The organism is Haloparvum alkalitolerans, assembly GCF_055381565.1.
Genome location: NZ_AP043938.1, coordinates 939,958 through 965,515, shown reverse-complemented (window position 1 = coordinate 965,515; position 25,558 = coordinate 939,958). Strand labels below are relative to the sequence as shown.

Annotated in this window: 29 protein-coding genes and 1 tRNA gene; 19 read left to right on the top strand and 11 right to left on the bottom strand. The window is 71.0% G+C overall.

Annotated elements, in window-relative coordinates:
* Positions 1 to 89: 89 nt before the first annotated feature.
* A complete protein-coding gene (locus ACZ432_RS07290) occupies positions 90 to 1,097 on the top strand; it encodes a PrsW family intramembrane metalloprotease (RefSeq protein WP_426964047.1) in 1,008 nt (335 codons plus the stop codon).
* 146 nt (positions 1,098 to 1,243) lie between these two features.
* On the opposite strand, the gene thsA is transcribed toward ACZ432_RS07290, so the two are convergent.
* Positions 1,244 to 2,893, bottom strand: a complete 1,650-nt coding sequence (thsA, locus tag ACZ432_RS07285; RefSeq protein ID WP_426964108.1) for a thermosome subunit alpha — start codon at positions 2,891 to 2,893, stop codon at positions 1,244 to 1,246.
* Positions 2,894 to 3,151: 258 nt separating this feature from the next.
* Entirely contained in the window at positions 3,152 to 3,691 is a 540-nt protein-coding gene (locus tag ACZ432_RS07280; RefSeq protein WP_426964048.1) for a KH domain-containing protein, read from the bottom strand.
* 253 nt (positions 3,692 to 3,944) lie between these two features.
* Between ACZ432_RS07280 and ACZ432_RS07275 the strand changes: the two genes are divergently transcribed.
* The gene (locus ACZ432_RS07275; protein WP_426964049.1) at positions 3,945 to 4,967 is read left to right on the top strand and encodes a hypothetical protein; all 1,023 of its coding nucleotides are present in this window, start codon (positions 3,945 to 3,947) and stop codon (positions 4,965 to 4,967) included.
* Between the two features lie 364 nt (positions 4,968 to 5,331).
* Positions 5,332 to 6,618, top strand: a complete 1,287-nt coding sequence (locus tag ACZ432_RS07270) for an adenosylhomocysteinase (protein WP_426964050.1) — start codon at positions 5,332 to 5,334, stop codon at positions 6,616 to 6,618.
* 76 nt (positions 6,619 to 6,694) lie between these two features.
* Here the strand turns inward: ACZ432_RS07270 and ACZ432_RS07265 are convergent, their stop codons facing one another.
* The gene (locus ACZ432_RS07265; RefSeq protein WP_426964051.1) at positions 6,695 to 7,942 is read right to left on the bottom strand and encodes an RNA-guided endonuclease InsQ/TnpB family protein; all 1,248 of its coding nucleotides are present in this window, start codon (positions 7,940 to 7,942) and stop codon (positions 6,695 to 6,697) included.
* 312 nt (positions 7,943 to 8,254) lie between these two features.
* Between ACZ432_RS07265 and ACZ432_RS07260 the strand changes: the two genes are divergently transcribed.
* On the top strand, positions 8,255 to 8,443 hold the full coding sequence (locus tag ACZ432_RS07260; protein ID WP_426964053.1) for a hypothetical protein: 189 nt from the start codon (positions 8,255 to 8,257) through the stop codon (positions 8,441 to 8,443).
* Positions 8,444 to 8,546: 103 nt separating this feature from the next.
* Complete coding sequence (gene hjc, locus ACZ432_RS07255) at positions 8,547 to 8,969, top strand: Holliday junction resolvase Hjc (RefSeq protein ID WP_426964054.1); 423 nt, start codon at positions 8,547 to 8,549, stop codon at positions 8,967 to 8,969.
* 7 nt (positions 8,970 to 8,976) lie between these two features.
* Here hjc and ACZ432_RS07250 read toward each other — a convergent pair whose 3' ends face one another.
* Positions 8,977 to 9,507 carry an SWIM zinc finger family protein gene (locus ACZ432_RS07250; RefSeq protein ID WP_426964055.1) on the bottom strand — a complete coding sequence of 177 codons (531 nt, stop codon included), beginning with the start codon at positions 9,505 to 9,507 and terminating at the stop codon, positions 8,977 to 8,979.
* Between the two features lie 305 nt (positions 9,508 to 9,812).
* Here ACZ432_RS07250 and ACZ432_RS07245 point away from each other — a divergent pair, with 305 nt between their 5' ends.
* Entirely contained in the window at positions 9,813 to 10,034 is a 222-nt protein-coding gene (locus ACZ432_RS07245) for a DUF7472 family protein (protein ID WP_426964056.1), read from the top strand.
* 192 nt (positions 10,035 to 10,226) lie between these two features.
* Complete coding sequence (locus ACZ432_RS07240) at positions 10,227 to 11,021, top strand: endonuclease/exonuclease/phosphatase family protein (RefSeq protein WP_426964057.1); 795 nt, start codon at positions 10,227 to 10,229, stop codon at positions 11,019 to 11,021.
* A gap of 603 nt (positions 11,022 to 11,624) precedes the next feature.
* Here the strand turns inward: ACZ432_RS07240 and ACZ432_RS07235 are convergent.
* Positions 11,625 to 12,377 carry a DUF1028 domain-containing protein gene (locus tag ACZ432_RS07235; protein WP_426964058.1) on the bottom strand — a complete coding sequence of 251 codons (753 nt, stop codon included), beginning with the start codon at positions 12,375 to 12,377 and terminating at the stop codon, positions 11,625 to 11,627.
* Between the two features lie 175 nt (positions 12,378 to 12,552).
* Between ACZ432_RS07235 and ACZ432_RS07230 the strand changes: the two genes are divergently transcribed.
* Genes ACZ432_RS07230 through ACZ432_RS07220 form a run of 3 tightly spaced genes read left to right on the top strand, consistent with a single transcriptional unit; the run spans position 12,553 to position 13,592 of the window.
* Positions 12,553 to 12,906: a cell division protein SepF gene (locus ACZ432_RS07230; protein WP_058367576.1), complete on the top strand. Its 354-nt coding sequence runs from the start codon at positions 12,553 to 12,555 to the stop codon at positions 12,904 to 12,906.
* Between the two features lie 35 nt (positions 12,907 to 12,941).
* Positions 12,942 to 13,187: a hypothetical protein gene (locus ACZ432_RS07225; protein ID WP_426964060.1), complete on the top strand. Its 246-nt coding sequence runs from the start codon at positions 12,942 to 12,944 to the stop codon at positions 13,185 to 13,187.
* A gap of 30 nt (positions 13,188 to 13,217) precedes the next feature.
* The gene (locus ACZ432_RS07220) at positions 13,218 to 13,592 is read left to right on the top strand and encodes a helix-turn-helix domain-containing protein (protein WP_426964061.1); all 375 of its coding nucleotides are present in this window, start codon (positions 13,218 to 13,220) and stop codon (positions 13,590 to 13,592) included.
* A gap of 16 nt (positions 13,593 to 13,608) precedes the next feature.
* On the opposite strand, the gene ACZ432_RS07215 is transcribed toward ACZ432_RS07220, so the two are convergent.
* Positions 13,609 to 14,814: an outer membrane protein assembly factor BamB family protein gene (locus ACZ432_RS07215; RefSeq protein ID WP_426964062.1), complete on the bottom strand. Its 1,206-nt coding sequence runs from the start codon at positions 14,812 to 14,814 to the stop codon at positions 13,609 to 13,611.
* A gap of 146 nt (positions 14,815 to 14,960) precedes the next feature.
* On the opposite strand from ACZ432_RS07215, the gene thrC reads away from it, so the two are divergent.
* From thrC to ACZ432_RS07200, 3 genes are all read left to right on the top strand, one after another.
* A complete protein-coding gene (gene thrC, locus ACZ432_RS07210; protein ID WP_426964063.1) occupies positions 14,961 to 16,247 on the top strand; it encodes a threonine synthase in 1,287 nt (428 codons plus the stop codon).
* A gap of 90 nt (positions 16,248 to 16,337) precedes the next feature.
* Positions 16,338 to 17,021 carry a M48 family metalloprotease gene (locus ACZ432_RS07205; protein WP_426964064.1) on the top strand — a complete coding sequence of 228 codons (684 nt, stop codon included), beginning with the start codon at positions 16,338 to 16,340 and terminating at the stop codon, positions 17,019 to 17,021.
* Positions 17,022 to 17,101: 80 nt separating this feature from the next.
* Positions 17,102 to 18,400 (top strand): amidohydrolase, encoded by a 1,299-nt coding sequence (locus tag ACZ432_RS07200; protein WP_426964065.1) that lies wholly within the window; start codon positions 17,102 to 17,104, stop codon positions 18,398 to 18,400.
* An 84-nt stretch (positions 18,401 to 18,484) separates the two neighbouring features.
* Here the strand turns inward: ACZ432_RS07200 and ACZ432_RS07195 are convergent, their stop codons facing one another.
* The 3 genes from ACZ432_RS07195 to ACZ432_RS07185 form a co-directional block, all read right to left on the bottom strand.
* The gene (locus ACZ432_RS07195) at positions 18,485 to 18,700 is read right to left on the bottom strand and encodes a DUF7569 family protein (protein WP_426964066.1); all 216 of its coding nucleotides are present in this window, start codon (positions 18,698 to 18,700) and stop codon (positions 18,485 to 18,487) included.
* A gap of 67 nt (positions 18,701 to 18,767) precedes the next feature.
* Positions 18,768 to 19,445 carry a uracil phosphoribosyltransferase gene (gene upp / locus ACZ432_RS07190; protein ID WP_426964067.1) on the bottom strand — a complete coding sequence of 226 codons (678 nt, stop codon included), beginning with the start codon at positions 19,443 to 19,445 and terminating at the stop codon, positions 18,768 to 18,770.
* A 106-nt stretch (positions 19,446 to 19,551) separates the two neighbouring features.
* Positions 19,552 to 19,827: a hypothetical protein gene (locus ACZ432_RS07185; protein WP_426964068.1), complete on the bottom strand. Its 276-nt coding sequence runs from the start codon at positions 19,825 to 19,827 to the stop codon at positions 19,552 to 19,554.
* Positions 19,828 to 19,925: 98 nt separating this feature from the next.
* Here ACZ432_RS07185 and ACZ432_RS07180 point away from each other — a divergent pair, with 98 nt between their 5' ends.
* From ACZ432_RS07180 to ACZ432_RS07155, 6 genes are all read left to right on the top strand, one after another.
* Positions 19,926 to 20,249: a hypothetical protein gene (locus ACZ432_RS07180; RefSeq protein WP_426964069.1), complete on the top strand. Its 324-nt coding sequence runs from the start codon at positions 19,926 to 19,928 to the stop codon at positions 20,247 to 20,249.
* Between the two features lie 64 nt (positions 20,250 to 20,313).
* Positions 20,314 to 20,553, top strand: a complete 240-nt coding sequence (locus tag ACZ432_RS07175) for a hypothetical protein (protein ID WP_426964070.1) — start codon at positions 20,314 to 20,316, stop codon at positions 20,551 to 20,553.
* 117 nt (positions 20,554 to 20,670) lie between these two features.
* A tRNA-Arg gene (locus tag ACZ432_RS07170) sits at positions 20,671 to 20,743 on the top strand.
* Between the two features lie 147 nt (positions 20,744 to 20,890).
* On the top strand, positions 20,891 to 23,074 hold the full coding sequence (locus ACZ432_RS07165; RefSeq protein WP_426964072.1) for a hypothetical protein: 2,184 nt from the start codon (positions 20,891 to 20,893) through the stop codon (positions 23,072 to 23,074).
* Entirely contained in the window at positions 23,071 to 23,895 is an 825-nt protein-coding gene (locus tag ACZ432_RS07160) for an NUDIX hydrolase (protein WP_426964073.1), read from the top strand. The genes ACZ432_RS07165 and ACZ432_RS07160 overlap by 4 nt, the downstream gene beginning before the upstream one ends.
* A gap of 123 nt (positions 23,896 to 24,018) precedes the next feature.
* On the top strand, positions 24,019 to 24,717 hold the full coding sequence (locus tag ACZ432_RS07155; RefSeq protein WP_426964074.1) for a DUF309 domain-containing protein: 699 nt from the start codon (positions 24,019 to 24,021) through the stop codon (positions 24,715 to 24,717).
* Between the two features lie 18 nt (positions 24,718 to 24,735).
* Here the strand turns inward: ACZ432_RS07155 and ACZ432_RS07150 are convergent, their stop codons facing one another.
* Both ACZ432_RS07150 and ACZ432_RS07145 read right to left on the bottom strand, forming a co-directional pair.
* Positions 24,736 to 25,242: a hypothetical protein gene (locus ACZ432_RS07150; protein ID WP_426964075.1), complete on the bottom strand. Its 507-nt coding sequence runs from the start codon at positions 25,240 to 25,242 to the stop codon at positions 24,736 to 24,738.
* Positions 25,239 to 25,526: a UPF0175 family protein gene (locus tag ACZ432_RS07145; RefSeq protein WP_426964076.1), complete on the bottom strand. Its 288-nt coding sequence runs from the start codon at positions 25,524 to 25,526 to the stop codon at positions 25,239 to 25,241. The genes ACZ432_RS07150 and ACZ432_RS07145 overlap by 4 nt, the downstream gene beginning before the upstream one ends.
* Positions 25,527 to 25,558: the final 32 nt, after the last annotated feature.

The following is a 25,558-nucleotide window of genomic DNA, read 5'->3' as shown; positions in this document are numbered from 1 at the left end:
GCCGTTCGCCCGCCCCGGCGCCGTTCCCCCGGTCCGCCGATCCGGCCGCCGCCACCAGAGCTTAATCTGTGGCGGGCGACCGGTGACCCATGACGGACAGGAAGGATCCGATAGAGACCGCCTCCGACGGCTCCCGCGACCTCTACGACGTGGCGACGTGGGAGCCGCGGACGGCGCTCGACCGCGTCGCCGTCTCGGGGTACTGGCTGTTGACGCGGGGCGCGAAGGTCGCGGTGGTGCTCCTCGCGTTCCTGATCTTGCTCTCGCTCGGGATCCTCGGGGCGCTGTCGGAACCCGAAATCGGCCTGCTGACCGCGCTCTCCGCGCTGCCCGCGCTCGGACTGGCGGCGTACGTCCGGTACTCGGATGTGACCGAGGCGGAACCGCTCTCGCTGCTGGTCGCGACGTTCCTGCTCGCGGTCCTGACCGCCACCTTCGCCGCAGTGGTCAACAGCCTCGTGCAGGGAGTGTTCGGCCCCTTCGAGGGGCTCAGCATGGTGGTCTTCTTCTTCCTCGTGGTCGGACCGGGCGAGGAGGCGGTGAAGCTGCTCGCGGTCCGGCTGTACGCGTACACCGACGACCGCTTCGACGCGGTGATAGACGGCGCGGTGTACGGCGCGGTCGCGGGGCTCGGCTTCGCCACCATCGAGAACGCGCTCTACATCGCGCGCAACGTCGACGCCGCGGAGCTCGGCGCCGGGGTCGGGCTGGCGATCCTCGGCGCCGGCGACGGCATCGCGGCGCTCCGTGCGCTCGCGGGGCCGGGCCACGTCATCTACTCCGCGTTCGCCGGCTACTACCTCGGGCTCGCGAAGTTCAACCCCGAACACCGCGGCCCCATCGTCGTGAAGGGCGTCGTGATCGCGGCGTTGATCCACGCCACCTACAACTCGACGGTCGGCCTCGGCTCGGGGATCATCGGCGCCGTCACGGGGCTGTCGTCGCTCCCGGCGTTCCTCGTGTACGTCCTGATCTTCGACGGCGTGTTCGGCTTCGTCCTGCTCCGGAAGATCTGGCGCTACCGCGAGACGCACCTCGAGGTCCACGACGAGATCGAGGAGGACGCCGCTCCGGAGATGACCGAGTTCGAGGAGTGACTACCGGGCGTCGGGCGTGCGATATCGATTCGACGGCCCTGCCGCTACCGGGGTATCGTGTCCGAAAAAGTGGAAAGCCGTCGGTTCGCAGGCGGTGCAGCGACGGGTGCGGTCGGCGGTGAGTGTGGTGTCCTATCGGGGGACGCTCACATCGCGCCGCCCATACCGCCCATGCCGCCCATGCCGCCCATGCCGCCGGCGCCGCCGGGCGCGCCGCCCTCGTCGCCGCCGTCGTCGGTGCTTCCGCCCTTGAGGTCACCGGCCGCGATGACGTCGTCGATGCGGAGGATCATCGTGGCCGCCTCGGTCGCGGACTCGATGGCCTGCGTCTTGACGCGGAGCGGCTCGACGACGCCCTCGGCCTCCATGTCGATCACGTCGCCCGTGTAGGCGTCGAGACCGGCGCCGAACTCGCCGCCGTCGTGGCGGGCGCGGAGGTCGACCAGGGAGTCGATGGGGTCGAGGCCCGCGTTCTCGGCGAGCGTGCGCGGGATGACTTCCAGCGCGTCGGCGAACGCCTCGACGGCCAGCTGCTCGCGGCCGCCGACGGAGTCGGCGAAGTCGCGGAGCTGCAGCGCGAGCTCCGTCTCGGGGGCGCCGCCGCCGGGCAGCACCTTCCCGTCGAGCAGCGTCGTGCGGACGACGCCGAGCGAGTCCTCGATGGCGCGCTCGATCTCGTCGACGACGTGCTCGGTGCCGCCGCGCAGGATGAGCGTGACGGACTTGGCCTCTTCGACGTCCTCGACGAAGATGCGCTCGTCGCCGCCGACGTCCTTCTGGGCGACGGAGCCGGCGAAGCCGAGGTCGTCGCTCTCGATGTCGTCGAGGTTGGAGACGACGCGGCCGCCCGTCGCACGGGCGAGGCGCTTGAGGTCGTCGGACTTGGCGCGGCGCACCGCGAGGATGCCCTCGCTGGCGAGGTAGTGCTGCGCCATGTCGTCGATGCCGTCACCGACGAAGACGACGTCGGCGCCGACCTCGGTGAGGTGGTCGACCATCTCGCGGAGCTGCTCCTCTTCCTGGTCGAGGAACTGCTGGAGCTGGTCGGGGTCGGTGACGTTGACCTCGGCGTCGATCTCCGTCTCCTTCACCTCGAGGGCGCCGTCGAACAGCGCGACGTTCGCGTCCTCGACCGCGTAGGGCATGTTCTCGTCGACGCGCTCCTTGTCGACGATGACGCCCTCGACGAGCTCGGACTCGTCGACGGAGCCGCCGACGACCTTCTCGACGGAGACGTTGTCGGTGTCGATGCTGTCCTCGTCGGCGACCGCGGTGACCGCGTCGACGACGAGTTCGGAGAGGAGGTCCTTCGAGGACTCCGCGCCCTTGCCGGTCATCGCGGTCGCGGCGATCTGCGTGAGGGTCTCGCGGTCCTCCTCGGAGACGTCGATCGCCTCGTTCTCGAGGATCTCCTTGGCCTTCGCGGCGGCCTGGCGGTACCCCTGCGCGAGAGTGGTCGCGTGGATGTCCTGGTCGATGAGCTCCTCGGCCTGGTCGAGGAGTTCACCGGCCACGACGACCGCGGAGGTGGTGCCGTCGCCCACTTCCTCCTCCTGGGTCTCGGACACCTCCACGATCATGTTGGCCGCGGGATGGTCGATGTCCATCTCCTTCAGGATGGTCACGCCGTCGTTCGTGACGACGACGCCGCCCGTCGAGTCGACGAGCATCTTGTCCATCCCTTTCGGGCCGAGCGTGGTGCGGACGGACTCCGCGACCGCCTTCCCGGCCGTGATGTTCATCGTCTGCGCGTCCTTTCCGGAGGTGCGCTGCGAGTCCTCGGAAAGTACGATCATGGGCTGATTGCCCATCCGCTGTCGCTGTGCCATAGTACACCCACTGATTGTCTGTGGTTCTATAAAAAACCTTCGTCGACATCGTGCGAAAACGGCACACGGAACGCCGTAGCAACCGCATGCGTACTCTTCACATGGTGGGTTTATACGTCAGTCAGCCGCAAACGCCGACCGCGTAACGGCAGTTCGGAACGCGACGGCGCGGAAAGCGGGCCGAAGGCGGCTCGCGGACCGAAGGCGGCTCGCGGACCGACCGTCTCAGGGGCTCGAAAAGGAGAGGTCGTCGCCGAGCTCGTTGGACTTCCGCTCGAGGAAGGAGTACACCGCGCCGTGGGGAGCGCCGTCGACGAGCATCCCGACCGCGCGCCGGACGACCTCGACCTCCTCGGGGTCGCCGATGGCGCCGACCGTGGAGCCGTAGACGACCACGTCCGCGCCGGTCAGCTCCTCCAGCAGTTCGCGCGTGCGGCCGTTCTCCCCGATGACGCGGCCCTTCTTGCGCTGGAGGTCGTTGTCGTTGCGGGTGTGTTCGGACAGGTCGATCAGCTCGAACGTCCGGAGGTCGTCGTCCAAAAGCGACAGGGCGGCCTCGGGGGTGAACCCGCGGCCGATGGCGCGGACGATGTCCGGCGCGACGAGCCCCGCGACCGGGTCGCCGACGCTCTCGATGGCGACCGAGCCGCTCTCGGAGTCCACGTCCAGCCGCACCTCCGCGCGCTTCTCGACCTCCCGCATCGTCTCGCCGCCGGCGCCGATGAGGACGCCGATCCGGTCCTGCGGAACCGTCACGTGATTCATACGCTCCGGTAGCCGACGGACGGTTTTAAACGTGTTCCAGCGCCGCTCCGCCGGGAACCGCGGGGTCGCGCCCGAGCGGTCGACCCGTCGCCCGCCCGAAGCGCGGCGAGAGGACGCCCGCGCCGGGCGTCGATTCTCACGATCGAGAACGACGGCCGGTCGCGTGCGCCCGAATCGTTCGCGTCGTTTTCGGCCGTGAACGGTACGGACGGTCGACCCGGTTTATACCGGATCCGCGCGTCGAGCGCCGTGTATGCAACGCAAAACTGCACTCGTGGCGCTCGTCGCGCTGCTCGTCGGCGCGACGGCCGCGGTCGGCGCGGCGTCGCTCGCGGTCGACGTGAGCCAGTCGCCCGGCGAGACGGCGACGGTCACGGTCACCGACAACGGAACGGCCGTCGAGAACGCGACCGTGACGGTCGAACCGACCGACGAGAACGCGAGCTACGCGGGTAACGGCACGTACACGACCGACGCGAACGGGACGGTCGAGCTGCCCGCCCCCGACGAGGACGTCGAGGTCTCGGTGACGGCGGAGTACAACGGCACCACCGCCACACAGACCACGGTCCTCGAGGCCGCCGACGAGTCGTCGCTCTCGGTTGGCGTGAGCCAGACCGCGGGCGAGTCGGCGACGGTGAGCGTGAGCGAGAACGGCACGGGCGTCGCGAACGCCTCGGTCGACGTCGCGCTCGCCGACTCCGAGGACGCGGAGAACGTCACGTACGCGGGCACGGGAGCGTACACGACCGACGCCAACGGGACGGTCGATCTCCCCGCCCCCGAGGAGAACGTCACCGTCGACGTGACGGCGACCGCGGACAACGAAACCGCGTCGACGACCGCGACGCTGCTGGCCGCGACCGGCAACGGCAGCGAGGAGGCGTCGAACTTCGGCCAGCGGCTCCAGCAGTTCAAGCTCGAACTCGGCGCGAACGCCACCGGGCAGGACATCGCCTCGTGGGTCGTCGCGAACAACCCCGGCAACGCGCCCGACCACGCCGGGCCCGGCGCCGCGGACGACAGCCCGGCCGCGAACGCCTCGGCGAACGGCAACGGGAACGGCAACGGCGCCGGTGGCCCGCCGGAGCACGCGGGCGGTGACGACGAGGACGCCGGCAACGGAAACGGGGGCGGCCCGCCCGCCCACGCCGGCGGTGACGACGGCGACAAGGGGAACGGTAACGGAAACGGGGGCGGCCCGCCCGCCCACGCCGGCGGTGACGACGGGAACGACGAGGAGACCGACGAGGAGACGACCGAGACCGAATCGTAGCTCGCCCCGGTCATCCCCGCTAAATCCGCCGTCATAAACTGTCTAAACGATTTCTTCGGGTCGAAACGGCAGACGGTGTTTAAGTTACCCGACGCACACGAGCCGATGCGGGCAACGTGAGATCGGAGGCACACGGCGAACCGCGCAGCGTGGAACCGCTTCACTCTCCACCACCCACACCACCCACGCGGTTTCCACGGGCGAGGTTCGCGCGGGGCCGAAGCGGTCCGATCTCGGCCCGACACTTCTGACCGGTCCCGAACCGACCAGCGGCGGCACCGGCGCCGACACCGTCACCGCCTTCGGGCGCGTCCTCCCGGCCAGTGTCGGTAGCGTTTTGGGTGCGGTCGGCCAAGCCAGCCCCATGAGCGAACACTACGCGCCGGTGTCCGAGCACCTCTCGGACCCGGCGACGGCCCGCCGCGAGGGGCGACGGAAGATGGACTGGGCGCTGCAGCACATGCCCATCCTGCAGGAGCTTCGGGAGTCGTTCACGGCCGAGCAGCCGTTCGAGGGCGAGGTCATCGCGATGGCGATGCACGTCGAGGCGAAGACGGCGAACCTCGTGGAGCTGCTCGCGGACGGCGGCGCCGAGGTGGCGATCACCGGCTGTAACCCCCTCTCGACGCACGACGACGTGTCGGCGGCGCTCGACGGCCACGACCGGATCACCTCCTACGCGGTCCGCGGCGTCGACGACGAGGGCTACTACGAGGCCCTGCGCTCGGTCGTCTCCCACGACCCGACCATCACCGTCGACGACGGGATGGACATGGTGAAGATCGTCCACGAGGAGTACCCGGAGCTGATCGACACCATCGTCGGCGGCGCGGAGGAGACGACCACGGGCGTCCACCGCCTGCGCGCGATGGACGAGGAGGGGGCGCTGGAGTACCCCGTCTTCGCCGTGAACGACACGCCGATGAAGCGGCTGTTCGACAACGTCCACGGCACCGGCGAGTCCTCGCTGGCCACCATCGCGATGACGACGAACCTCTCCTTTGCCGGCAAGAACGTCGTCGTCGGCGGCTACGGCTACTGCGGGAAGGGCGTCGCCAAGAAGGCGGCGGGCCAGAACGCGAACGTCATCGTCACCGAGGTCGAGCCCCGGCGCGCGCTGGAGGCGCACATGGAGGGCTACGACGTACTGCCGATGCAGGAGGCCGCCGAGAAAGGCGACGTGTTCGTCACGACGACGGGCAACCGCGACGTGATCACCGAGGAGCACTTCGAGGTCATGAAGGACGGCGTCCTGCTCGCGAACGCCGGCCACTTCGACGTGGAGATCAACCTCGACCAGCTCGAGGACCTGGCGGTCGACACCTACGAGGCCCGCGACGGCGTCGAGGCCTACGAGATGCCCGACGGCCGCCGGCTCAACGTGCTCGCGGAGGGGCGGCTCGTCAACCTCGCCGCGCCCATCGCGCTCGGCCACCCCGTCGAGGTGATGGACCAGAGCTTCGGCATTCAGGCCGTCTGCGTCCGCGAACTCGTCGAGCGCGGCGACGAGTACGAGGCCGGCGTCCACGACGTCCCCGACGAGCTCGACCGCGAGGTCGCGGAGATCAAGCTCGCCGCCGAAGGGGTCGAGTACGACGACCTCTCGGCCGAACAGCGCGAGTACATGGGCAGCTGGGAACACGGGACGTAAACTACCCCTCCCTACTCCCTCGGCGCATACGCGCCTCGGTCCTTGAGGGTGGGGCTTTGATGTGGACTCGCGGCAATCAATCACCAGCAATAGGCCGGTGACTCTCGCCGTTCAACGTCCCACCATTCACACGCAGGTCTACTTCTGCGTCTCCGCTCCCCGACTTGGGCGAGGAACGGAGTCTGTGTGTCCGTTTTCGGGCGTACCGTAACCCGATATTTTTCGCACCGTTGTAGTCCGCGTTGACCTCGTACCCGCACTTCTGGCACTCAAAGTGTTCTCCGTGGCGGTTGTCCTCGTGCGTGAATCCACAATCCATCCGAGAACAGCGGTGGGACGTGTGGTTCGGTTCGACTTGTTCCACGGAGATGCCCTGTTCAGAGGCCTTGTAGGAGACGTACTCATAGAGGCGTCGGAACGCCCATACATGATGCCACTCCGCCTGCAATAGTCGATCTCGGATGTCGGTCAAGTCCTCGAACACAATAACGTCGCAGTCGTGTTCGACGGCTTCCGAGACGAGTTCGTTGGCGATCGTATGGATGTACTGTTTGCGCCAGGCCTCTTCACGCTTCCCGAGGCGAAGCAGGGCCTTGTGTGCGGCCTGCGTGCCGCGCCGTTGCATCTCTCCACGTCGCTTCTCGAACTCACGACACCAGTGGTCGTAGTCGCCCCCCTGCCAAAACGTGCCGGTTGAGGACACAGCGAGGCTGTTGACGCCGAGGTCGATGCCGAGGACCGTTTGGTCGGAGTGCCCGGTATCTGCCGAAACCTCTGCGTCACCGTCTACCCGCTGCGTTGAGATGTTGAGGTAGAACTCGTCGGTTGCCGCGTCGTACCGAAGCGTACTCTCGCGGAACTCGTAGTCCTCGGAGAGTACGTACCGCTCGTAGGGCGTCGGGCTGTCCGCCGGGAGAACGAACGATGGTTCGATCCGCCCCTCGACAGTTGCCAGAGACACCTTGTTGCGATAGAAGGTGGCGCTCCGCGTGTCGTAGTCCATCGTTTCGGCGGTGAACGTCGGACAAGAGACACGCTGTCCTTTCTTCCACCGTTCGATACACGCTTTGACGGCTTCGACAGCGCGTTTGATGGCGGCTTGGACGAGTTGTGCCTGTAGGTCCGTCTCCTCTCGAAGTTCGGAGTAGAGCGCGTCACGAACCTCTCGCTTGTTGGTGTTGCACTCGGTGTAGGAGGTGTCGGACCAACAGTAGTCGGCGGTTCGGTTCGCGCAGTACAGGTATTGCTCGGCGGTTCGGTGGAGTGCGTCGCGTTGCTCGTCGGAAACGGCGAGTTTCACGACGGCGGTTCGACGCACCACCATGACTTCAGAGAGTACCCGATGGTACTTATATGTCTGGGAGTCGGCCGGTCGCAGTATGCTGGTTATGTCGTCCCATGTCGGGTTACTCTCCGGCCTACTCGCTACCTTCGCTACGCTTCGGTCGCTCCTTGAGGCCGGAGGCTCCACCTCGAAAACGCTGATCGGGGCGACCGGGGCAACCTCGGCCGGTCGGTCGGGTGTTCCGACTCCTCCGCGGGCGATTCTCCGTCCTTCGCGACCGCCGACCCCGAGACAGACATTCGCACGCGCGGCAAGAGTTACACCTAAAAGTCCGGCCGTCAAGGCCCGACCATGGAGAACGTCATCTACCTCGCGCTGGCGTCGGCGGCCTGTCTCGGCTTCGCGGCGATGAACTTCGTGCTCAACGACGGCGGCATCCTCCCCGGCTGGATCCTTCTGGGCGTGCTGTTCGCGGTCGTCGGTGCCGCCACGGTCGTCTTCGGGGACGACGAGGGCGCGAACGGCGGCGTCGAAGCGTAGGCGAGCTGCCGCGGCGTGGGTCGACGGACGACGCCGCGGAGCCGAGGGCTTTTACCCTCGTCCGAGCAATCTCCGCCGATGACGGAACCGACGGAGGGCGAGCATGTCCGCGAACCGTAAGGGCGACCGCCGCGAGCGCGAACTGGTGAACGCACTCGACGAGGCGGGCTTCGCGGTCATGCGCGCGCCCGCCAGCGGCAGCGCGACGGAGCGCGAACTCCCCGACGTGCTCGCGGGCGACGGCGATCGCTTCTACGCCATCGAGGCGAAGTCCTCCGCGGGCGACCCCATCTACCTCTCCGGCGAGGAGGTGGAGGCGCTGCTGTTCTTCTCGCGAAACTTCGGCGCGAAGGCGCGCATCGCGGTCCGGTTCGACCGCGAGGACTGGTACTTCTTCCATCCCGGCGACCTCTACACGACCGACGGCGGCAACTACCGGGTCAAAAAGGAGACGGCGCTGGCCGACGGGACGGACTTCGCGGAGTTCGTCGGCGACTCCGAGCGGACGACGCTGGACGATTTATGAGTCCGCCTCACGCTCCGCGGTCGAGCGCGACGAGCCGCGAGGCGGGGAAGCCGTACCGCTTCGCGTCGCGGACCCCCGCGGTCGGCGAGAGCGCGTCGACGTAGACGGCCTCCACCACCGGCTCGTGGGCGCCGTAGCCGGCGTTAGTCGGATAGTCCGCGATGGGCCGTCCCTCGTCGGTCTCGTGGGCGTCGGCGCGCTCGTCGGTGACGCGGGTGACGATCAGGAGCTTGCCTGTCTCCCGGTCGCGGACCGCCGCGCCCGGTTCGGGCCGGTGGTCGGCACAGAGCTGCGGCCCGGTCGCCTCGAAGGGGACGAACGTCTCGGCGCCGCAGACCGCACAGACGCCGACGCGCTCGTCGGGGCCGGGGACGGTCCCGGCGTCGACCTCGCGTTCGACGCGCCGGAGGTGCTTGCAGCGCGCGCCGCGGATGGCGTGGTCGGGGCAGGTGCAGGTGCCGGCGTCGAGCGCGACGACGTAGGTGCCGCCATCCGTCTCGACGACGTATCGGCGGTCCCGCAGCGGGCGGACGGTCATCGGCTCGGTGCGGGCGCGGTCCTCGCGCGTCTCCGGCTCCGAGGTTCGAGGCGAAACGGACGGGATGCGTGTCGGGCCGGCGGATGACGCGGCTGTGTTGCTGGTTTGCGTCATGAGTGGGGCGAGGGTGAGACACCCTCGCTTCGTGTGGAGAGAGGGCCCGAACGCGTATAAACGTCCGGTCGGGCGGAGCGGATGAAGTGCCGAAACGGCGGGTTTCGACCCGTCTTTCGCGTGTTCTCGACAGTCGGCCGGGCGTCCGCGGTTTCGAAGTCCTTTTGAGCGGGCCGGGGGTACCCGCAGGCATGGATATCGACGCGGAACTCCGCCGGCAGGTCGCGGTCTCGCTGTTGGCGGCCGCGGTCTTCGTCGCGGGGCTGGTCGCGCTCGGCACCACGTTCGGCAACGGCTCCGAGGCGGGGCTCTCCGCGAGCGGGTCGCTCGCGCTGGTGGGACTGCTCGCCGGCTTCGTCCTCCTGATGGCGGGCGTCGGGGCGTACCTGATCCGAGTGAGCGACGAGGGGTAGTCCGACAGCCGGCCCCGTTCTGCGAGTACCCGACCGGAGAGCGTCGCGACCACCGGCCGCGCTCGCTCCGCCGCCCGGTTCGTCGTTCCGCCGCCCCGTTCGTCGCCCCGCCGCCCGGTTCGTCGTTCCGCCGCCCGGTTCATCGCTCCGCCGCCGCGCCTTTTAACGCCCCGCCGCGCGTTGCACAGGTCGATGACCGAGCTTCGGGTCTGTTCGTACAACGTGCGCTACGCGAACCCGGACGAGGGCCACGACGTGTGGGAGTTCCGCCGCGCGGGCGTGACGGACCTCGTCCGGTTCCACGCGCCCGACCTCGTCGGGTTCCAGGAACCGCTCCCGGAGCAGGTGGCGGACCTCGAGGAGGGACTCCCGGCGCACCGCCTCGTCGGTCGCGGACGGCGGGCCGACGGGGACGGCGAGGCGTGTCCCGTCGGCGCGCGGACCGACCGCTGGACGATAACCGATCGCGACACCTTCTGGCTCTCCGAGACGCCCGAGGAGCCCGGCGCCGCGTGGGGGGCGAACCATCCCCGGATCGTCACCTGGGCGCGCGTGGCGCGCGCCGGTGATGAGGGGGCCGAAGGCGGCGGCCGCGGCCCCGCGTGCTACCTGTTCAACACCCACTTCGACCACGAGAGCGCGCGGGCCCGCCGCGAGAGCGCTCGGCTGCTCCGGGAGCGCGTGGCGGCGATAGCGACCGACGCGCCCGCGGTCGTGGTCGGCGACCTCAACTGCCGGCCGGGGAGCGAGCCGCACCGGATCCTCACCGACGGCGGCCTCCGACCGGCCGCCGAGGCGGCCGACGTGACCCACGGCCCGGACACCAGCATTACCGACTTCCGGGGACCGATCCACGGCCGGCGCATCGACCACGTCCTCGTCGGCCCCGAGGTGACGGTCGAGGCCTTCGCGACGCTCGCGGATCTGGACGACCGCGGGCGCCACCCCTCCGACCACCTGCCCGTACTGGCGCGGCTTCGGATCTGACGGTGTTCCACGGAGGTTCTCGGAGGATTGAGAAGGAGTGGTGACTGGTGCGGGCGGATCGTGAAGGTCGCGTCCGGTTCGAACGTCGCATTTGGCTCTCTGAGACACCCATTCCGGTACTGTTGCAGTTCCTGCTGATCTGGACAGCAACACCCAGAAAGCCCCAGCCGGCTCTCCCTGCGACGTTTTTTCTGAGTCTGCTGTCGATCCTGCTGATCTGGACAGCAACACCCAGAAAGCCCCAGCCGGCTCGACCGGCCGCGGCACGCTCTGCGCGCTCGCGCCTCTCAGCAACGCCCGGCGCGAGTGCTTGAGGCGCCGGGGCCGGATCGAGCCGGCTGCCCCTTTCAGTCCCACCCACAGCCCCGCCCCGTACCGCAACCGCCCAGCTCCGCAACCGCACAGCTCCGCAACCGCACAGCAGCCTCACGCCTCCCCAGCCTCGCCGCAGCCGCGGTCGCGCGACCGCACCGTACCGCTGCGCGACCGCGGCTGCGGGCTCCCTCGCGCGCGTTTCTCGCGCGCGCCGACCGCACCGCCACGACCACTGACTGAACGGACGGCCGTTGCCGAACGCTCGAAATTCGTGGCTTGCGATGGCCACTACTCGGCGTCGTCGCGTTCGTCGTTCTCCTCTGGGTCTTCGGCGTCTTTGCCGTCTTCGGCATCTTCCGCTTCCCTCTCGTACTTCGCCAACGCGTCCTCCCAGCCGCGCGCGGCCGTCTCGTGGGTCTCGCGCAGGTCCGCGATGGGGGTCTCGGTCGCGTCGACGCGCAGGTCGGTGTAGTAGGGGTCCCCGCCCTCGCGGTCCTCGGTGGTCTCGACGATCAGCGCGGCCGACTGAACGGGGAGGTCCTCGCGCTTGTCCCCGCCCTCTGCGTGGCCGGCTTCGAGCGCGTCGATCAGCCGTTCGGACAGCGGCGCGTCGCCGAAGGCGTCGGACTCGTAGGCGGCCGCGGTCGCCTCGATCACCGCCTCGCCGGTCAGCAGGTTGCCCGCGACGGTGTAGTTCTCGCCGACGGTGTGGCCGAACCAGCCCTTGCACTCCTCGCCGGAGAACGCGAACGTCCCGTCGGCGTCGACGCCGTGGAGCTGACGGCTCTCCTTCCCGTCGTCGGCGTTCAGCAGGGCGGGCAGGGCGTCCTCGACCGCGAGCCCGTCGTCGAGGTACGCGAGCCCCTTCCGCCCGAGCTCGACGTTGACGAGCGACTGGGTGGCGACCGCCCCGTTCTCGGAGGCGAACGGACAGAGCGTCCCCACGCCGGGCAGTCGGGTGGTGACGGCGACGCCGAACCGGGTCTGTCTCTCGCCCTCGTCGTCGGTGTACTCCTCGCGGACGCAGATGCTGAAGGTCATGGCCGAGCCTCGCCCGCGAGCGGACAAAAATCCGGGTTTCGCGGAAGGGCGGACGGGGTCACGCGGGTCCCGGCAGGCCCGGACCGGCCCCGCGCCCGTTCCGCGTCGCTACACCCCCGCGGCCGCGAGCGCGTCTGACGTAAGACCTAATGCGGTCTCCCCGGCATTGGGGTGTATGGGCATCATGAGCAAGATCCTCGGCGGCGGGGGTAACCGGTCGGTCGACGACTACGTCGAACTCGACCTCGACGACTTCGCCGAGGCGGCCGGCGGCGCAGGGATCACGGTCCACATCGCGGAGATCGGCGACAAAAGCGACATCATCCCGATAAAGGACGCCGTCTACGACGGCGACTTCGTCATCGCGGACATCACGCGCCACTCCACCTCCGACCGCACGGTCGAGTACATCATCGACGAGCTGCGGCAGGTCGCACAGGAGGTCGACGGCGACATCGTCCAGAAGGGCGACGACCAGATCATCCTCGCGCCGACCGGCGTCTCCATCTCGCGACAGAAACTGGAGTAGCGGATACGCTTGTCCTCCCGCGCACTCCGTGGAACATGAGCAGGACGCCGCTGCGCGTCTCCGCCGGTGAACTCTCCGCGGACGAGATCATCGACCAGCTCCGCGACGGCCGGCGCGTGCTCGTCACCGTCGAGGCGTACGGGAGCGAGTCGGAGGTCGCGCTCCGCCACGACGGCGAGACGTTCTACTGCGACACGCCGACGCGACTCCACCGCCACGACGACGAGGCGGGCATGCGCGAGTGCATCGCTCACATGGGATACGCCCGGCCGGAGAACTGACTTTTAAGCGCACGGTCACGTACTACGCCCATGAGCGAACCCGAGATCGAGGACCTCGTCGGTGACTCCTCGCCGAGCTTCGAGCACGTCCTCTCGTGTGTGTTCGGCGTCCGCGACCACGAGAGCCGGACGTACGTCGTCCTGTTGAACAACCCCGGCAGCACCATCGCGGAGCTGGCCGAGGAGCTCGACCGCGACCGGTCGAACGTCAACCGCTCGCTGTCGACGCTTCTGGAGAAGGGGCTCGTCGAGCGCCAGCGCCGCCTGCTCGACTCGGGCGGCTACGTCTACCAGTACACGGCCGTCCCGCTGTCGGAGGCGAAAGAGCGGCTCCACGCCGCGCTCGACGAGTGGGTCGCCGACGTTCACGACGCCATCGACGGGTTCGAGCCGGAGGAGCTGTGACCGGCACCCGCCCCCGTCACGGCGCCGGCTCGTAGGCCACCACCGCGCCCGCGATGCCGTCGACCGCGAGCAGCCGCCCGCCGCCGACCGCCAGCCCGCCGTGGGCGGCGAGGTGGCCGCCCTCCTCGCGGATCGTCAGCAGCTCCCGGTCGGCGAACCGACCGGGGTCGCCGCGCCGGTTGACGACCACCTCCCCGCCGGCGGCCGCGACCGTGTCGCCGACGACCGCGGGCTGGGACACCTGGATCCCGGTCCCGCCGTCCGCCGTCCAGCGCCGCGAGCCGTCGCTCGCGTCGTGGGCCGTCAGGCTGCTGTCGGCGACGTAGACCGTCTCCTCCGCGGCCGCCACGCTCGTCCAGCTCCCACGGTCGATCCGCCAGCGGCGCTCGCCGTCGGGCTCGAGCGCGACCGTGCCCCCGATCCCGGTCGCCACGACGCCACCCTCGTCCGCGACCGGGCTCGCCATTGCCGCCTCCAACGGTTCCCGCCAGCGAGGCTCGCCCGAGGCCCGGTCGAGCGCGAGCAGGGTGCCGTCGTCGGGGAGGTAGACGCGGTCCCTGTCGACCGCGGGGGCGATCAGCGTCGTCATGTCGTCGCCGACGGCGTTGTACTCGTCGTAGCGGAGGGGTTCGAGCGGCCGGCGCCAGCGGACCCGCTCGGGGCCGTCCGCGTCGCCGTCGAGGTCGACCGCGAGCGCGGCGGCGTCCGTGCGCAGGTACGCGGCGCCGTCGGCGACGCTCGGCGCGAACCCCCGCGCCTCGAGTTCGACGCGCCACAGCTCGGTCCCGGTCGCGCGGTCGAGGGCGACGAGCGCGGGCGGGTCCTCGGTCCTGGTCGGCGGGTCGTGGGGGACGAGCACCGCGCCGTCGGTGAGCGCGAGACCGCCGGAGGGTAGCAGGTCGACCGGCTCCGGCCACCGCGGCGCGCCGTCGGCGGCGGCGAGCGCGAAGACGCCGTGGTCGCCGGCGGCGTAGACGGTCCCCTCCGCGATGACCGGTTGGACGTACGGCCAGCCGCCGATGCGGTGACGCCACGCGACGCCGACCGCCGCGGGAAGGGTCGCGTGGGGGGCGTGGTTGGCGTTCGCGGCGTCGCGTCCGACCTGCGGCCAGTCGCCCGAGAGGTCGGGCTCGCGGTCCTCGTCGAGGGCGGCACAGCCAGCGAGCCCGGTCGCGCCGAGGGCGGCGGCGCCGGACAGGAGGTCGCGTCTGGTGGAGGGCATCGTGCGGGCGTTCCGGCGGCGCGGATAAAGGCTTTCAGGACTCCGGGGGCGGTCGGCGCCGGGCGGCGCGGGTCGGTCCTGGTCTCGGCCGGCACCATCCGCCCCCACCGCCCGCCTTTTACGGGCCGGGCGCGGAGGGTTGGCCAATGAGTCTCGACCTCGACGCTCCGGCCTCCGAGGCCCCCGACTGCGCGGCCGACGGCGCGTGGCTCGCCTGCATCGAGTGCGGCGCGACGTTCGCCCCCTTCGACGACGTGCGCTACACGTGCGACGACTGCGACGGTCTGCTGGAGGTGCGGTACGCCGACCCGCCGACGTTCGACGACTTCGGCGCGGGCGCACCCAGCGAGGGCCCCGAGCGCGGCGTCTGGCGCTACCGCGCGGCGCTCCCGTTCGACCTCGGCGTCACGCTCCCCGAGGGAGACACGCCGCTCCACGAGGTCCCCCGCCTCGAGGCGGACGTGGGCGTCGACGCGCTCCGGATCAAACACGAGGGGATGAACCCCACCGGCTCGTTCAAGGACCGCGGGATGACCGTCGGCGTCCGCGTCGCGGAGGAGCTCGGCGTCGGCGCGCTCGCGTGCGCCTCGACCGGCAACACCTCCGCGGCGCTCGCCGCCTACGGCGGCCGCGCGGGCCTCGAGACGCTCGTCCTGCTCCCGGAGGGGAAGGTCGCGGCCGGCAAGATCGCACAGGCGAGCCTCCACGGCGCCCGCATCCTGGAGGTGGCCGGCAACTTCGACAGCTGTCTCGACATCGTGCAGGATCTCGCCGCGCGCGGCGAGGCGTATCTGCTCAACTCGCTGAACCCCTTCCGGCTGGAGGGACAGAAGACCATCGGCTTCGAGATCCTGGAGGCGTTCCACGCCGACTACGGCGCCTACCCGGACCGGATCGTGCTCCCGGTCGGCAACGCCGGCAACACGTCGGCCATTTATAAAGCGTTCCGCGAGCTGGTGCAGGCCGGCGCGCTCGACCCCGCCGAGGTCCCGAAGATCACCGGCGTGCAGGCCGAGGGCGCCGCGCCGATGGTCGAGGCGGTCGAGAACGGGGCCGACGAGGTCCGGCGCTGGGAGGACGTCGAGACGCGCGCGACCGCGATCCGCATCGGCAACCCCGTCAACGCGCCGAAGGCGCTCCCGGGGATCAGGAACACCGGCGGCACCGCGGTCGCCGTCTCGGACGACGAGATAACTACGGCCCAGCGCGACCTCGCCCACGAGGGCGTCGGCGTCGAGCCGGCCTCCGCCGCCAGCGTCGCCGGGCTCAGAAAGCTCCGCCGCGAGGGCGTCGTGGACGACGACGAGCAGGTGGTCTGTCTCACCACGGGTCACCTGCTGAAGGACCCCGACGCGGCCTACGCCGCCGGCGGCGACCCCGAGCCGGTCCCGAACGACACCGACGCGGTGCTCGCGCACCTGAACGACGCCTGACGCGTCGTCGCCCGACGCGTCGACGTCTGACGCGGTGCCGACTCGCCCCGGACCGCACCCTTTTCCCGCCGGGCGCCCGCACGACGGGCCATGAGTACGGTCGCGCTCGCGCTCGTCGCCGTCGTTCCCGTCGTCGCGTTCCTCGCGGCGACGGTCGGCCCGCTGTACGCCGCCGACCGGTTCCGCGAGACGCGGCCGCCGACCGACGCCGAGCGCCGGCGCCTCGACGCGCTCCGGGAGACGGCGTGCCTCGACGTGGGGCGCGTCGCGGTGTTCTCGCCGGCCGGCGGTGAGGATCCGGCCGACGCCGAGGAAGGCGGCGACCCCGCACCGGCCGAGATCTCCGTTCGCGGCCCGCCCGGCCGGCGCGTCCTGTTTCTGACGCCGGGCGTGTTCGACCTGGACGACGAGACGGCGACCGCCCTGCTGGCCGCGGAGGCGGGACGGCTGGCAACCCACTACAACGAGTTCCGGGCGGTCGCGACTGCCGCGGTGCTGACGCTGCTGGCGGCGGTGGTGACGACGCTCGTCCCCTTCGAGGCCGGCTTCACCGCGCTGGCCGCGGTCGGCTTCGTCGCCTTCTGGGCCGGCCGCCGGGTCCAGTACGCGGCGGACGCGCGGGCGGCCGACCGCGTGGGTGCGGAGACGCTCGCGGACGCCTTCGAGCGCGCGGCCGCGCTCCGCGGGGTCGAACCCGAGACCGGAACGTGGCGGACGTGGTTCGAGGTGCAGCCGCCGCTGGGGGACCGGATCGCGCGCCTGCGCGAGCGGTAGGCGTCGTCGCGCGGCGTCGGTCATCGCCGCCCCCGTCGCGGAGCGACGGAGTTAGGGGCCGGGACGGCGGAGTCGCCGGCATGGAGACGCTCGTCATCGCGGGCGGCCGGGTCCTCCGCCCGGACGGCCGCGTCACCGAGGACGACGTACTGGTCGACGCCGACGCGGGCACGATAGAGGCGGTCGGGCCGGACCTGGAGGGCGACCGTCGGCTTGACGCCGAGGGCGGCGTGGTGATGCCGGGACTCGTCAACGCCCACACCCACGTCGCGATGACCCTGCTGCGCGGCTACGCCGACGACAAGGCGCTCGACGCGTGGCTGCGGGAGGACATCTGGCCGGCCGAGGCCGAGCTGACTCCCGCGGACGTGGAGATCGGCGCGGAGCTCGGGCTGCTCGAGATGATCCGCTCGGGGACGACCGCCTTCGCGGACATGTACTTCGAGATGGACCGCGTGGCCGCGGCCGTCGAGCGCGCGGGCCTCCGGGCCAGGCTCGGCCACGGCGTCGTCACGGTCGGGAAGGAGGACGCGGCCGCGACCGCGGACGTGGAGGAGTCCATCGCGGTGGCGACGGAGCTCGACGGCGCCGCCGACGGCCGGATCCGGACGATGTTCGCGCCCCACTCGCTGACCACGGTGGGGGAAGCGTACCTGCGCGAGGGGCTGGAACTCGCGGCCGCCCACGACCTGCCGGTCCACCTCCACGCCAACGAGACGACCGACGAGGTCGACCCCATCGTCGAGGAGCGCGGCGAGCGCCCGGTCGAGTACGCCGAGGACGCCGGCGCGCTCGGTCCCGAGAACTTCTTCGCGCACGGTGTTCACGTCGACGAGACGGAGATCGCGCGGCTCGCCGCGACCGACACCGCGGTCGTTCACTGCCCGGCGTCGAACATGAAACTCGCCAGCGGGCTGGCGCCGGTCCAGCGGCTCCGCGACGCGGGCGTGACGGTCGGGCTCGGGACGGACGGCGCCGCCTCGAACAACGACCTCGACCTGTTCGACGAGATGCGCGACGCGGCGATGGTCGGCAAGGTCGCCGCGGACGACGCGGCCGCGGTCCCCGCGGAGGCGGTCGTGGAGATGGCGACCGCGGGCGGGGCCGCCGCCACCGGCCTCCCCGGCGGACGGGTCGAGGCCGGCGCGGCCGCGGACCTGATCGTCGTCGACTTCGACGCGCCGCACCTCACGCCGACCCACGACGTCGTCTCGCACCTCGCGTACGCCGCCCGCGGCGGGGACGTGCGCCACACGGTCTGCGACGGGACGGTACTGATGGAGGACCGCGAGGTGCTGACGCTGGACGCGGAGGCGGTACAGGACCGGGCCGCCGAACACGCCGCCGACCTCGTCGCGCGGGTCGACGCCGCGGAGTAGGCACGCGGGCCGACGCCGCGGAGTAGGCGTGCGCCGACGCCGCGGTTTCGGGCTCGACGCCCGTCCGCGGCGTCGGTCGCCGCCTCAGTCGACGATGATGTCGTCGCCGTCGACGGTCGGCTCCGGGTCGGACTGCATGTGCTCCTGATAGCGGTCGATCCAGCCGGCGAAGCAGTCGGGGCAGAGCCGCTGCGTGTCGATGTTGGCCCGGTCGACGCTGAGCCGCACCGTGCGTGCGAGCGCGTCCGGGGTCGCGTCGCCGCAGGCGTCGCAGGGGTCGTCCGGCGGGGCGTCGCTCATACCTCGTCGTCGGAGGGAACTGCCATAGTCGTTACGCGCCCGATACGCCGCGTTCGAGCGCTCGGCGCTACGTCGTCCGGAACGCGCGGTCGCCGGCGTCGCCGAGGCCCGGGATGATGAACCCGTCCTCGTTGAGGTGGTCGTCGATGGCGACGGTCAGCAGGTCGGCGTCCGGGAACCCCTCGCTCACGCGGACCAGTCCGTCCGGCGCGGAGACCGCCGAGAGCACGAACAGGTTCTCGTAGGCGTCCGCCTCCGCGAGGATGTGGTCGAGGACGGCACACATCGTCGACCCGGTCGCGAGCATCGGGTCGGCGACGATGATCGTGTCGTCGGAGCTGATCTCGGGGAGCTTCACGTAGTCGATGGTGATGGGGAACTCGCCCGCCTCGTTCATCCCGGCCTCCTCGTCGCGGCCCGCGGAGATGACGCCCTGCTTGGCCCGCGGGAACGCCTTCAACAGCCCCTCGACGAACGGCGTCGCCGCGCGGAGGACGTTGATGATCACCACGTCGTCGAGTCCCTTCACGCGCTCGCCGGTGGTCTCCTCGAGCGGCGTCTCGACGGGGACGTACTCCGTCTCCATCGCGCCGTCGATGATCTCGTAGCCGCAGATCCGACCGAGCTTCACCAGCCCCTTCCGGAACGCGACCTGCTCCGTCTCCACGTCGCGGAGCCGCGAGAGCGTGTCCTTCGCCAGCGCGTGCGTGATGAGGTGCGCGTCGTCTCGGTCCTCGATGGTCATTACCCGTGAGCGGGGTCGGCTGACCCTTAAAACACCTGTATCGCCCGTGTGGCTCGTCAGCGCGGGACACCCTGGCGTTCCTCGCGCTATCGACGTGCTCCGGCCCCTACTGCAACACGAGCACGTACGTCAGCGCGAACAACACGATCGCCGCGGTCGCGACGTTGACAGCGGTGTACGCCACGAGTCCGAGCAGTCCCAGGCCCCAGACGGCGATCCACGCGAACGTCGCCGACAGCACCGCGTTCATCCCCAGGAGAACGAGCGGGTCGCCCGACGAGGACTCGACCGCGTCCTCGAACCCCGCCGGGTCCTCCCGGTCCCCACTCCCGGCGCCTTCCCCCGCCGCGTCCTCGCGGTCGCCCCCGTCCGATTCGCTCATGCCACAGTCCGGGAGGAGCGACCACTTAATCGTTCGCCGCGCCGAGGCGTGCTGGTGATCCACACACTCATTGCGTCGCGGCCCGAACCCCATCCGTCATGCGCCGTCCCGCGCTCCGCAACGCGGAGGGAACGCCGGTCGACCCGGTGCCCGTGCTGGTGGTGGTCGCACTCGCGTTCATGGTCGCGGTCTCCATCGGCCCGATATACGGGCAGGCGTACGGGCTCTCGCTGGCGGCGTCGCTCGCCGTCTCCGGGGGCGCGTTCCTGCTGACCGCGGTCGGGGCGTACCGCTGGCTGGTCCGGGACGCGCGCCCCGCGGTGGCCGGCGAGGTCGACCCCGCCGACCGCTTCGCCACGCTGGTGTACCTCGCGCTGGTGCTGCTGGCGCTCTTCGTCGGACTGACGCTCCCCCTGTTGTGACTGCCGTGCGACTCGTTCGCACGAACGGGATGGTGTTTAGGCTCGCGCCGCCGAAGCGTTCGGTATGGGAATCGTCGACACGATCACCGAGACGCTGAAGTCGTCCCGGCCGCGCGCGCCCGAGGAGGGGGGCGACGACGGCTCCAGCGGCGCGTACTGGTGTGACGACTGCGGCGTCCGCGTCCGAGACGTCGAGGTGGAGCTCGAGGGGTTGGCCCTCGCCGACGACGGCACGCCGCTGTGTCCCGAGTGCGGCGAGTCGCTCCGGTTCGAGCGCGCGTCCGGCACCGGCTGCGCCTGCTGACGCGCCGACCGCGCCCGTCTACGGGGACGCGACGGCCGACCGCGTGCAGTGCGGGCGTGGCCCATCCCGCCGCCGTACCGTAACCGTCTTAAGTATAACCGCGGTACGTGTAGGTGAGTCCTGATAGGGTAGTGGACTATCCTCTTGGCTTGCGGAGCCAGGGACCGGAGTTCAAATCTCCGTCAGGACGTTTCCGCTTTCTCGGAGGACCAATCCCGGCGAGCGACCGCGCTGTCTGCCGCAGCCGTCTCGGCCTCTCGCCGGACCGCTCCCGTCTCTCGCTTGAGACCCCGCCGACTCCCTCATCTACTTGTATCGTCGTGGTGTGTCCCCGCACGTGTCTCGCACGGGAACCGACGGAGGCGACGACGAACCGGCAGCGCCCGGCGAGCGCGACGCCGACTCCGGGGCGGGCGACGAGCGCGTGGTCCTCGCGAACGGGCTGGCGCTGGACAAACGCGACGAGTTCGCGGCCCGCAAACACGCCGCCTCCGACTCGGACCTCCGGCGGATCGCGCTTCTCGGCCCCGCCTTCTGGACGGCGACCTCGCTGGCGAGCCTCCTCGCCGTCGTCGTCGGGATCGTCTTCCTCGTCAGCGACGCCGCCACGGGCGCGGACGTCGCGTTGGTCCTCCGCGCGGCGCTCGGCGGTGACCTCGTCGGACTGCTGTCGACGTATCCCATCGCCGTCGTCGCGGGAGCCCTCATCGTCGCTCACCTCTGGCACTACCTCGTGTCCCCGGTTCGCGGGGCAGTCGCCGAGCTCGGGTCACGCGTCCGGCGCGCGCTCGACCACCTGCGGCAGTTGCTGCTCATCGCACGCTGGGACACGCTGAAGGTCGGCAACTACTGGTTCCCGTTCACCACGCACCTCTCCGACCGCGACCCCCTGCTGGTGCTGGGTCGCGACGACGTCGCCGTTACGGGGACGTACGGCGACCGGCCGCACTACCGCAACGTCTTCGTCGACGCGATATACGTCCGCTTCCGCGGCGGTCCGCGCCGACTCGACCTCGAGCACGCGCTGTTCGACGACCGAGTCCGTCGGTTCCGGGCGATGCTGTTGGTCGGTCTCGCGATCCCCGTGGCCGTCGAGTCGATCGCGGCCGTGCTCGGTCGAACGGCCCCCCCGACGACGACCGCCGGAGTCGCCGGCGTGCTCGCCCTCGCAGCGGCGGTCGCCCCGTGGCGCGTGCCGTGGCGCGAAGCGGCTCCCGCCGCCGCCGTCGTCGGGGCGCTGTGGCTGGCCTCGAACGCGGGCCCGCTCCCGGAATTTCCGGTCCTGTGTGCGGCGGCATTCCTCGCGGTGCTCGCGCCGCTCGCGGCGACGCGAACGCTCGGGTTCCGGTCGCGCTTCTACGGGGAGTCCGCCGCGTTCTCCCGGTCCGACGTGGTGTTGAACGAGCCCGACACCGGGGAGGGACGCACGCGGCTCGGTAACTCGCTTCTCGGATACGGCGTCTTCTACGTGAGCGAGTACTTCCGCGAACTGCTGGGCTCCGACCGTCGGACGCGGGTGACGGCGGGAGCGGAACTGGCCGACGCGCTCGCGGCCGATCCCGACGACCACGCGGCGGTCGCCGCGGCGGCCGGGCTGGAGACGGCGTGGGCCGGCGGCTCGCTCAGCGGGGAGGAGACCGTGGACGTGGAGGTGGTCGGCGTGGACACCCTCGTCACGACGACGGATCCCCATCGGGGACCAGTCGGACGGGTGGTGGCGGCACTGCGTCGCCTCGCCGGCGAAGGTGACGACGACGTGACGACGGACCTGGACCGAACCGGGACCAGCCGCGGGATCCGGCTCCCGGTCAAGGCGTTCGCGAGCGTCGCTCACTCTCCCGGCCGGCTCGACGGGTCCCTCCCCGAGACGCCGATCTTCGCCGGCGTCGAGTGGCCGGAGGAGCGGGTTCACCACCTGTTCCTCGGCGGAGCCGAACACAACGTGGGGCTCCGAAAGCTCGTCCTCGCGCTGAAGGCGGCGGGCTACGAAAACGTCGACCTCGCCGAGAACGCCTTCGTGGACCCCGACGGGATCCAGTTCCCCGCGGAGTATTTCGTCTCCGCTGTGGTCGATAAGGACCTCCTGAGTCGGGACGACCCCGCATTCCTGCTGTTTCGGCATCCGTTCGACGGCGGGAGCCGGGAAACGGACGACGAAAACGCGAACGGGGGCCAGCACGCCCACGCCGTGGTCGGCCTCTCGGCGCTCGGATCGAAGGCCGGCTTCCTGTTCTGGAACGATCAGCGGCGACGGGGCTTCCCGGACCTCGACCCGGACGTCCTCTATCGGGTGACCTACGACGACGAGGACATCGACGACCTCGGCGACCCCTTCTTCGACGAGCGCGCGGCGGAACGGCTCCGGATCGAGGTCGGAGACGCCGAAATCGTCGAAGCCCCGACCGAGACCCGCCTGGGGCGTGCGGACCTCTCGATCGCGTTTCACGAGGACGCCGCGGGCGAGTCGGAAGCCGAGAGCGCGGAGACGGGGGACGCGAGGCGGGGCGGTGAGGGGTCGTGACCGCGGAGGAGCGCGGCGGGATGGGCGATCTGCTTCCCGAGGGCCACTCGGACGCCGTCTTTCTCAAGGGGCGGACGGCGGTCCACGACCGGACGCGGAACCGCTGGCTCGTCGCCGTCGACCCCCTCGACCCCGTAGTTGCGTTTCGTGACGTGCCGGGCGCGTACACCACCGTCAGGGAGATCGCGGCGCGCGAGTCCAGAACAACCGCGGACGGCGAGACGGTCCGCATCGAGGGGCCGTTCCTGATCGGCGCCGGCGTCGCGCTGCTGGCGGGCGACGACCTGATCTGCCTCCGGCGGTCAGGGGGGGCGAGCTTCGACCCGGGGGCGTGGACGACGCCCGCCGGTCGCCTCGACCACGCGCCCCTGGAGACCGCCTACCGCGAACTGTACGAGGAACTGCTCGTCACGGTGGGGGGCGATCCGGCCTTCGTCGCTCCGGACCCGGGTGCGGGTCCGGAGGCGGCGCTTCGAGACGTGTACGCCGGAACGGTCGCGAACGCGGACCTCGACCCCGACCCGACCGCCTGGGATCGGCTGCCGACGACCGTCCCGGACGCCTACGAGCAGCACCTGGCCGCCGTCGAGACGGTTGCGGGCGACCACGTCGAGCGAGCGTCCCTGCTCGCGACGTTCGTCGAGGACGCCAACACGCTGGAGCTACGCGCGGTCGCCCGCGTCCGGGACCGGCCGGGGCTGGCGTTCGCGGACGGGGAGGGAAGCCGGCCGGTCCGCCGGTTTTCGCCGACAGCGCTGCGCGCCGCGAGTGCGGACGACCTCGTTCCGTTTCTGCAGTACCTCCGCGAGACGGTGTACTGACCGACGCGGTTCCGCTCGTCCCCCGCCGACAGCCCTTCCAGAACGATACCCGTCTGCGGGGCGGATCGCCGGTCGACGTCCCTCGCCGAACCGTTTAACGGCGCGCGACTCCGACCGTTCGACGTGACGCGAGACGAAGACGCAACGAGCGGGGGCGTCGAGTCCGGGCGTGAGCCGGAGCCAGAGCCGGACCGCGAGCCGGTCTCTGTCGAGACCGCGCTCGACGCCGGGCGCGTGCTCCTCACTCAGGGCCACCTCCGTCCGGCGCGCGAGTCGTTCGAGCGCGCGTGGCGTCCGCTGCCGGCGGGGAGCGACGACGAGCGCCTGCTCCGCGGACTGATCGGCCTCGTCGACGCCGTCCGCGGTGCGCGGCGGGGCGATGCCGACAGCGTTCGGGCGGCGGCCGCCACCGCGCGGGAGTCGCTCGCGTCGGTACCGGCCGGTCACCGCGGGATCGCGGTCGGGGACCTCGGAGAGTACCTCGCGACGCTCTCGGCCACCGCGACGGACCCGACGACCGTCGAACGGGAGCCCCCCGACCTCGCGCCCGACGCGCCCGACCCCCTCGCCGAGCCGACCCTGGACGCGGTGCTGCTCGCGGTCGAGCCGCTCGCGGACGTCCTCGACGGCGTCGACCCCTCGGTCGTCGCGGACGCCGCGCGCTACGCTCGCGAGGAGCGCGGGACGGGCCGGACGCGCTACGCGGAGCTGCTGACCGCGTTCCTCGCCGACCCCGACCAGCGCGCGCCCGTGTACGCCCGGCTCCGGGACCGGGTCGAGCGCGAGCGCGCGAAGGAGGACGACGTGGCGGGACTGTTCTGAGACCGGTCGGGACCGCCGTCACTCGGCGGCGTCGAGCGCGCGGATGAACGCCGCGTAGAGGTCCGGCCGGCCGTACCAGCCGGCGTCGAGGAGGTCGTCGAACGCGTCGAGCGCGCGGGGGGCCGGAAGGTCGCCGTTCGCGACCGCGGTCGCCAGCACTCCGGGGACCGTCGTGGTCGGAACGCCCTCCGCGGCGGCGATCCGGCCGAGGTACGGCTCCTCCGCGACGAGGGCGCCGGAGACGAGGTCCGCGAGCGCGACGGCCGCGGCGTCGTCGTCGGCCAGTCGGTCGTTCGTGCGGAGGCGCTCGTACAGCGGCGCGTCCGAGACCGTGACCGCGCGGAAGGCGTCGGCGTCGCCGAGCCGGGCCAGCGCGCTCGCGGGGGGCGCCTCCGGCGCCGCGGCGGTCAGCGTGTCGAAGACCGTCCCGGGGACGAGGACCTCGTCGTCGACGGCCGCCAGGGCGTCCAGCCGGTCGGCCCGACCCAGCGCCGCCAGCGCGGAGACGGCGACCACGAGGGTCATCCGTCCAGTTCCGCGGCGACGCGCCCGGCGTCGACCCAGGTCACCTCCCGCTCTTGCAGGAGGTCGGCGAACGCCCACGGGTCCAGTTCCGCGATCTCGGCACCGCGCGCGAACGACACCTCGCCGGCCGCGAATCGCTCCACCGCGCGGTCGCGGCGCCACTCCGCGAGCGCGTCCGACAGCAGCCGCTCGGCCGCGGCGTCCCGCGGCACGTGCTCCGTCCGTGCGTATCGTGCGAGGTCGCCCGCGAGGTCGTCGTCGAGCGCCACCTCCACCCGTTCCATGCCTCGCTCTGACACGGGGGTGCGTGTTAAAG

Excerpts from the sequence above, each read along its gene's own strand:
- ACZ432_RS07290 (WP_426964047.1), top strand. The coding sequence starts at position 90 with ATGACGGACAGGAAGGATCCGATAGAGACCGCCTCCGACGGCTCCCGC.
- thsA (WP_426964108.1), bottom strand. The coding sequence starts at position 2,893 with ATGATCGTACTTTCCGAGGACTCGCAGCGCACCTCCGGAAAGGACGCG.
- ACZ432_RS07280 (WP_426964048.1), bottom strand. The coding sequence starts at position 3,691 with ATGAATCACGTGACGGTTCCGCAGGACCGGATCGGCGTCCTCATCGGC.
- ACZ432_RS07275 (WP_426964049.1), top strand. The coding sequence starts at position 3,945 with ATGCAACGCAAAACTGCACTCGTGGCGCTCGTCGCGCTGCTCGTCGGC.
- ACZ432_RS07270 (WP_426964050.1), top strand. The coding sequence starts at position 5,332 with ATGAGCGAACACTACGCGCCGGTGTCCGAGCACCTCTCGGACCCGGCG.
- ACZ432_RS07265 (WP_426964051.1), bottom strand. The coding sequence starts at position 7,942 with ATGGTGGTGCGTCGAACCGCCGTCGTGAAACTCGCCGTTTCCGACGAG.
- ACZ432_RS07260 (WP_426964053.1), top strand. The coding sequence starts at position 8,255 with ATGGAGAACGTCATCTACCTCGCGCTGGCGTCGGCGGCCTGTCTCGGC.
- hjc (WP_426964054.1), top strand. The coding sequence starts at position 8,547 with ATGTCCGCGAACCGTAAGGGCGACCGCCGCGAGCGCGAACTGGTGAAC.
- ACZ432_RS07250 (WP_426964055.1), bottom strand. The coding sequence starts at position 9,507 with ATGACCGTCCGCCCGCTGCGGGACCGCCGATACGTCGTCGAGACGGAT.
- ACZ432_RS07245 (WP_426964056.1), top strand. The coding sequence starts at position 9,813 with ATGGATATCGACGCGGAACTCCGCCGGCAGGTCGCGGTCTCGCTGTTG.
- ACZ432_RS07240 (WP_426964057.1), top strand. The coding sequence starts at position 10,227 with ATGACCGAGCTTCGGGTCTGTTCGTACAACGTGCGCTACGCGAACCCG.
- ACZ432_RS07235 (WP_426964058.1), bottom strand. The coding sequence starts at position 12,377 with ATGACCTTCAGCATCTGCGTCCGCGAGGAGTACACCGACGACGAGGGC.
- ACZ432_RS07230 (WP_058367576.1), top strand. The coding sequence starts at position 12,553 with ATGGGCATCATGAGCAAGATCCTCGGCGGCGGGGGTAACCGGTCGGTC.
- ACZ432_RS07225 (WP_426964060.1), top strand. The coding sequence starts at position 12,942 with ATGAGCAGGACGCCGCTGCGCGTCTCCGCCGGTGAACTCTCCGCGGAC.
- ACZ432_RS07220 (WP_426964061.1), top strand. The coding sequence starts at position 13,218 with ATGAGCGAACCCGAGATCGAGGACCTCGTCGGTGACTCCTCGCCGAGC.
- ACZ432_RS07215 (WP_426964062.1), bottom strand. The coding sequence starts at position 14,814 with ATGCCCTCCACCAGACGCGACCTCCTGTCCGGCGCCGCCGCCCTCGGC.
- thrC (WP_426964063.1), top strand. The coding sequence starts at position 14,961 with ATGAGTCTCGACCTCGACGCTCCGGCCTCCGAGGCCCCCGACTGCGCG.
- ACZ432_RS07205 (WP_426964064.1), top strand. The coding sequence starts at position 16,338 with ATGAGTACGGTCGCGCTCGCGCTCGTCGCCGTCGTTCCCGTCGTCGCG.
- ACZ432_RS07200 (WP_426964065.1), top strand. The coding sequence starts at position 17,102 with ATGGAGACGCTCGTCATCGCGGGCGGCCGGGTCCTCCGCCCGGACGGC.
- ACZ432_RS07195 (WP_426964066.1), bottom strand. The coding sequence starts at position 18,700 with ATGAGCGACGCCCCGCCGGACGACCCCTGCGACGCCTGCGGCGACGCG.
- upp (WP_426964067.1), bottom strand. The coding sequence starts at position 19,445 with ATGACCATCGAGGACCGAGACGACGCGCACCTCATCACGCACGCGCTG.
- ACZ432_RS07185 (WP_426964068.1), bottom strand. The coding sequence starts at position 19,827 with ATGAGCGAATCGGACGGGGGCGACCGCGAGGACGCGGCGGGGGAAGGC.
- ACZ432_RS07180 (WP_426964069.1), top strand. The coding sequence starts at position 19,926 with ATGCGCCGTCCCGCGCTCCGCAACGCGGAGGGAACGCCGGTCGACCCG.
- ACZ432_RS07175 (WP_426964070.1), top strand. The coding sequence starts at position 20,314 with ATGGGAATCGTCGACACGATCACCGAGACGCTGAAGTCGTCCCGGCCG.
- ACZ432_RS07150 (WP_426964075.1), bottom strand. The coding sequence starts at position 25,242 with ATGACCCTCGTGGTCGCCGTCTCCGCGCTGGCGGCGCTGGGTCGGGCC.
- ACZ432_RS07145 (WP_426964076.1), bottom strand. The coding sequence starts at position 25,526 with ATGGAACGGGTGGAGGTGGCGCTCGACGACGACCTCGCGGGCGACCTC.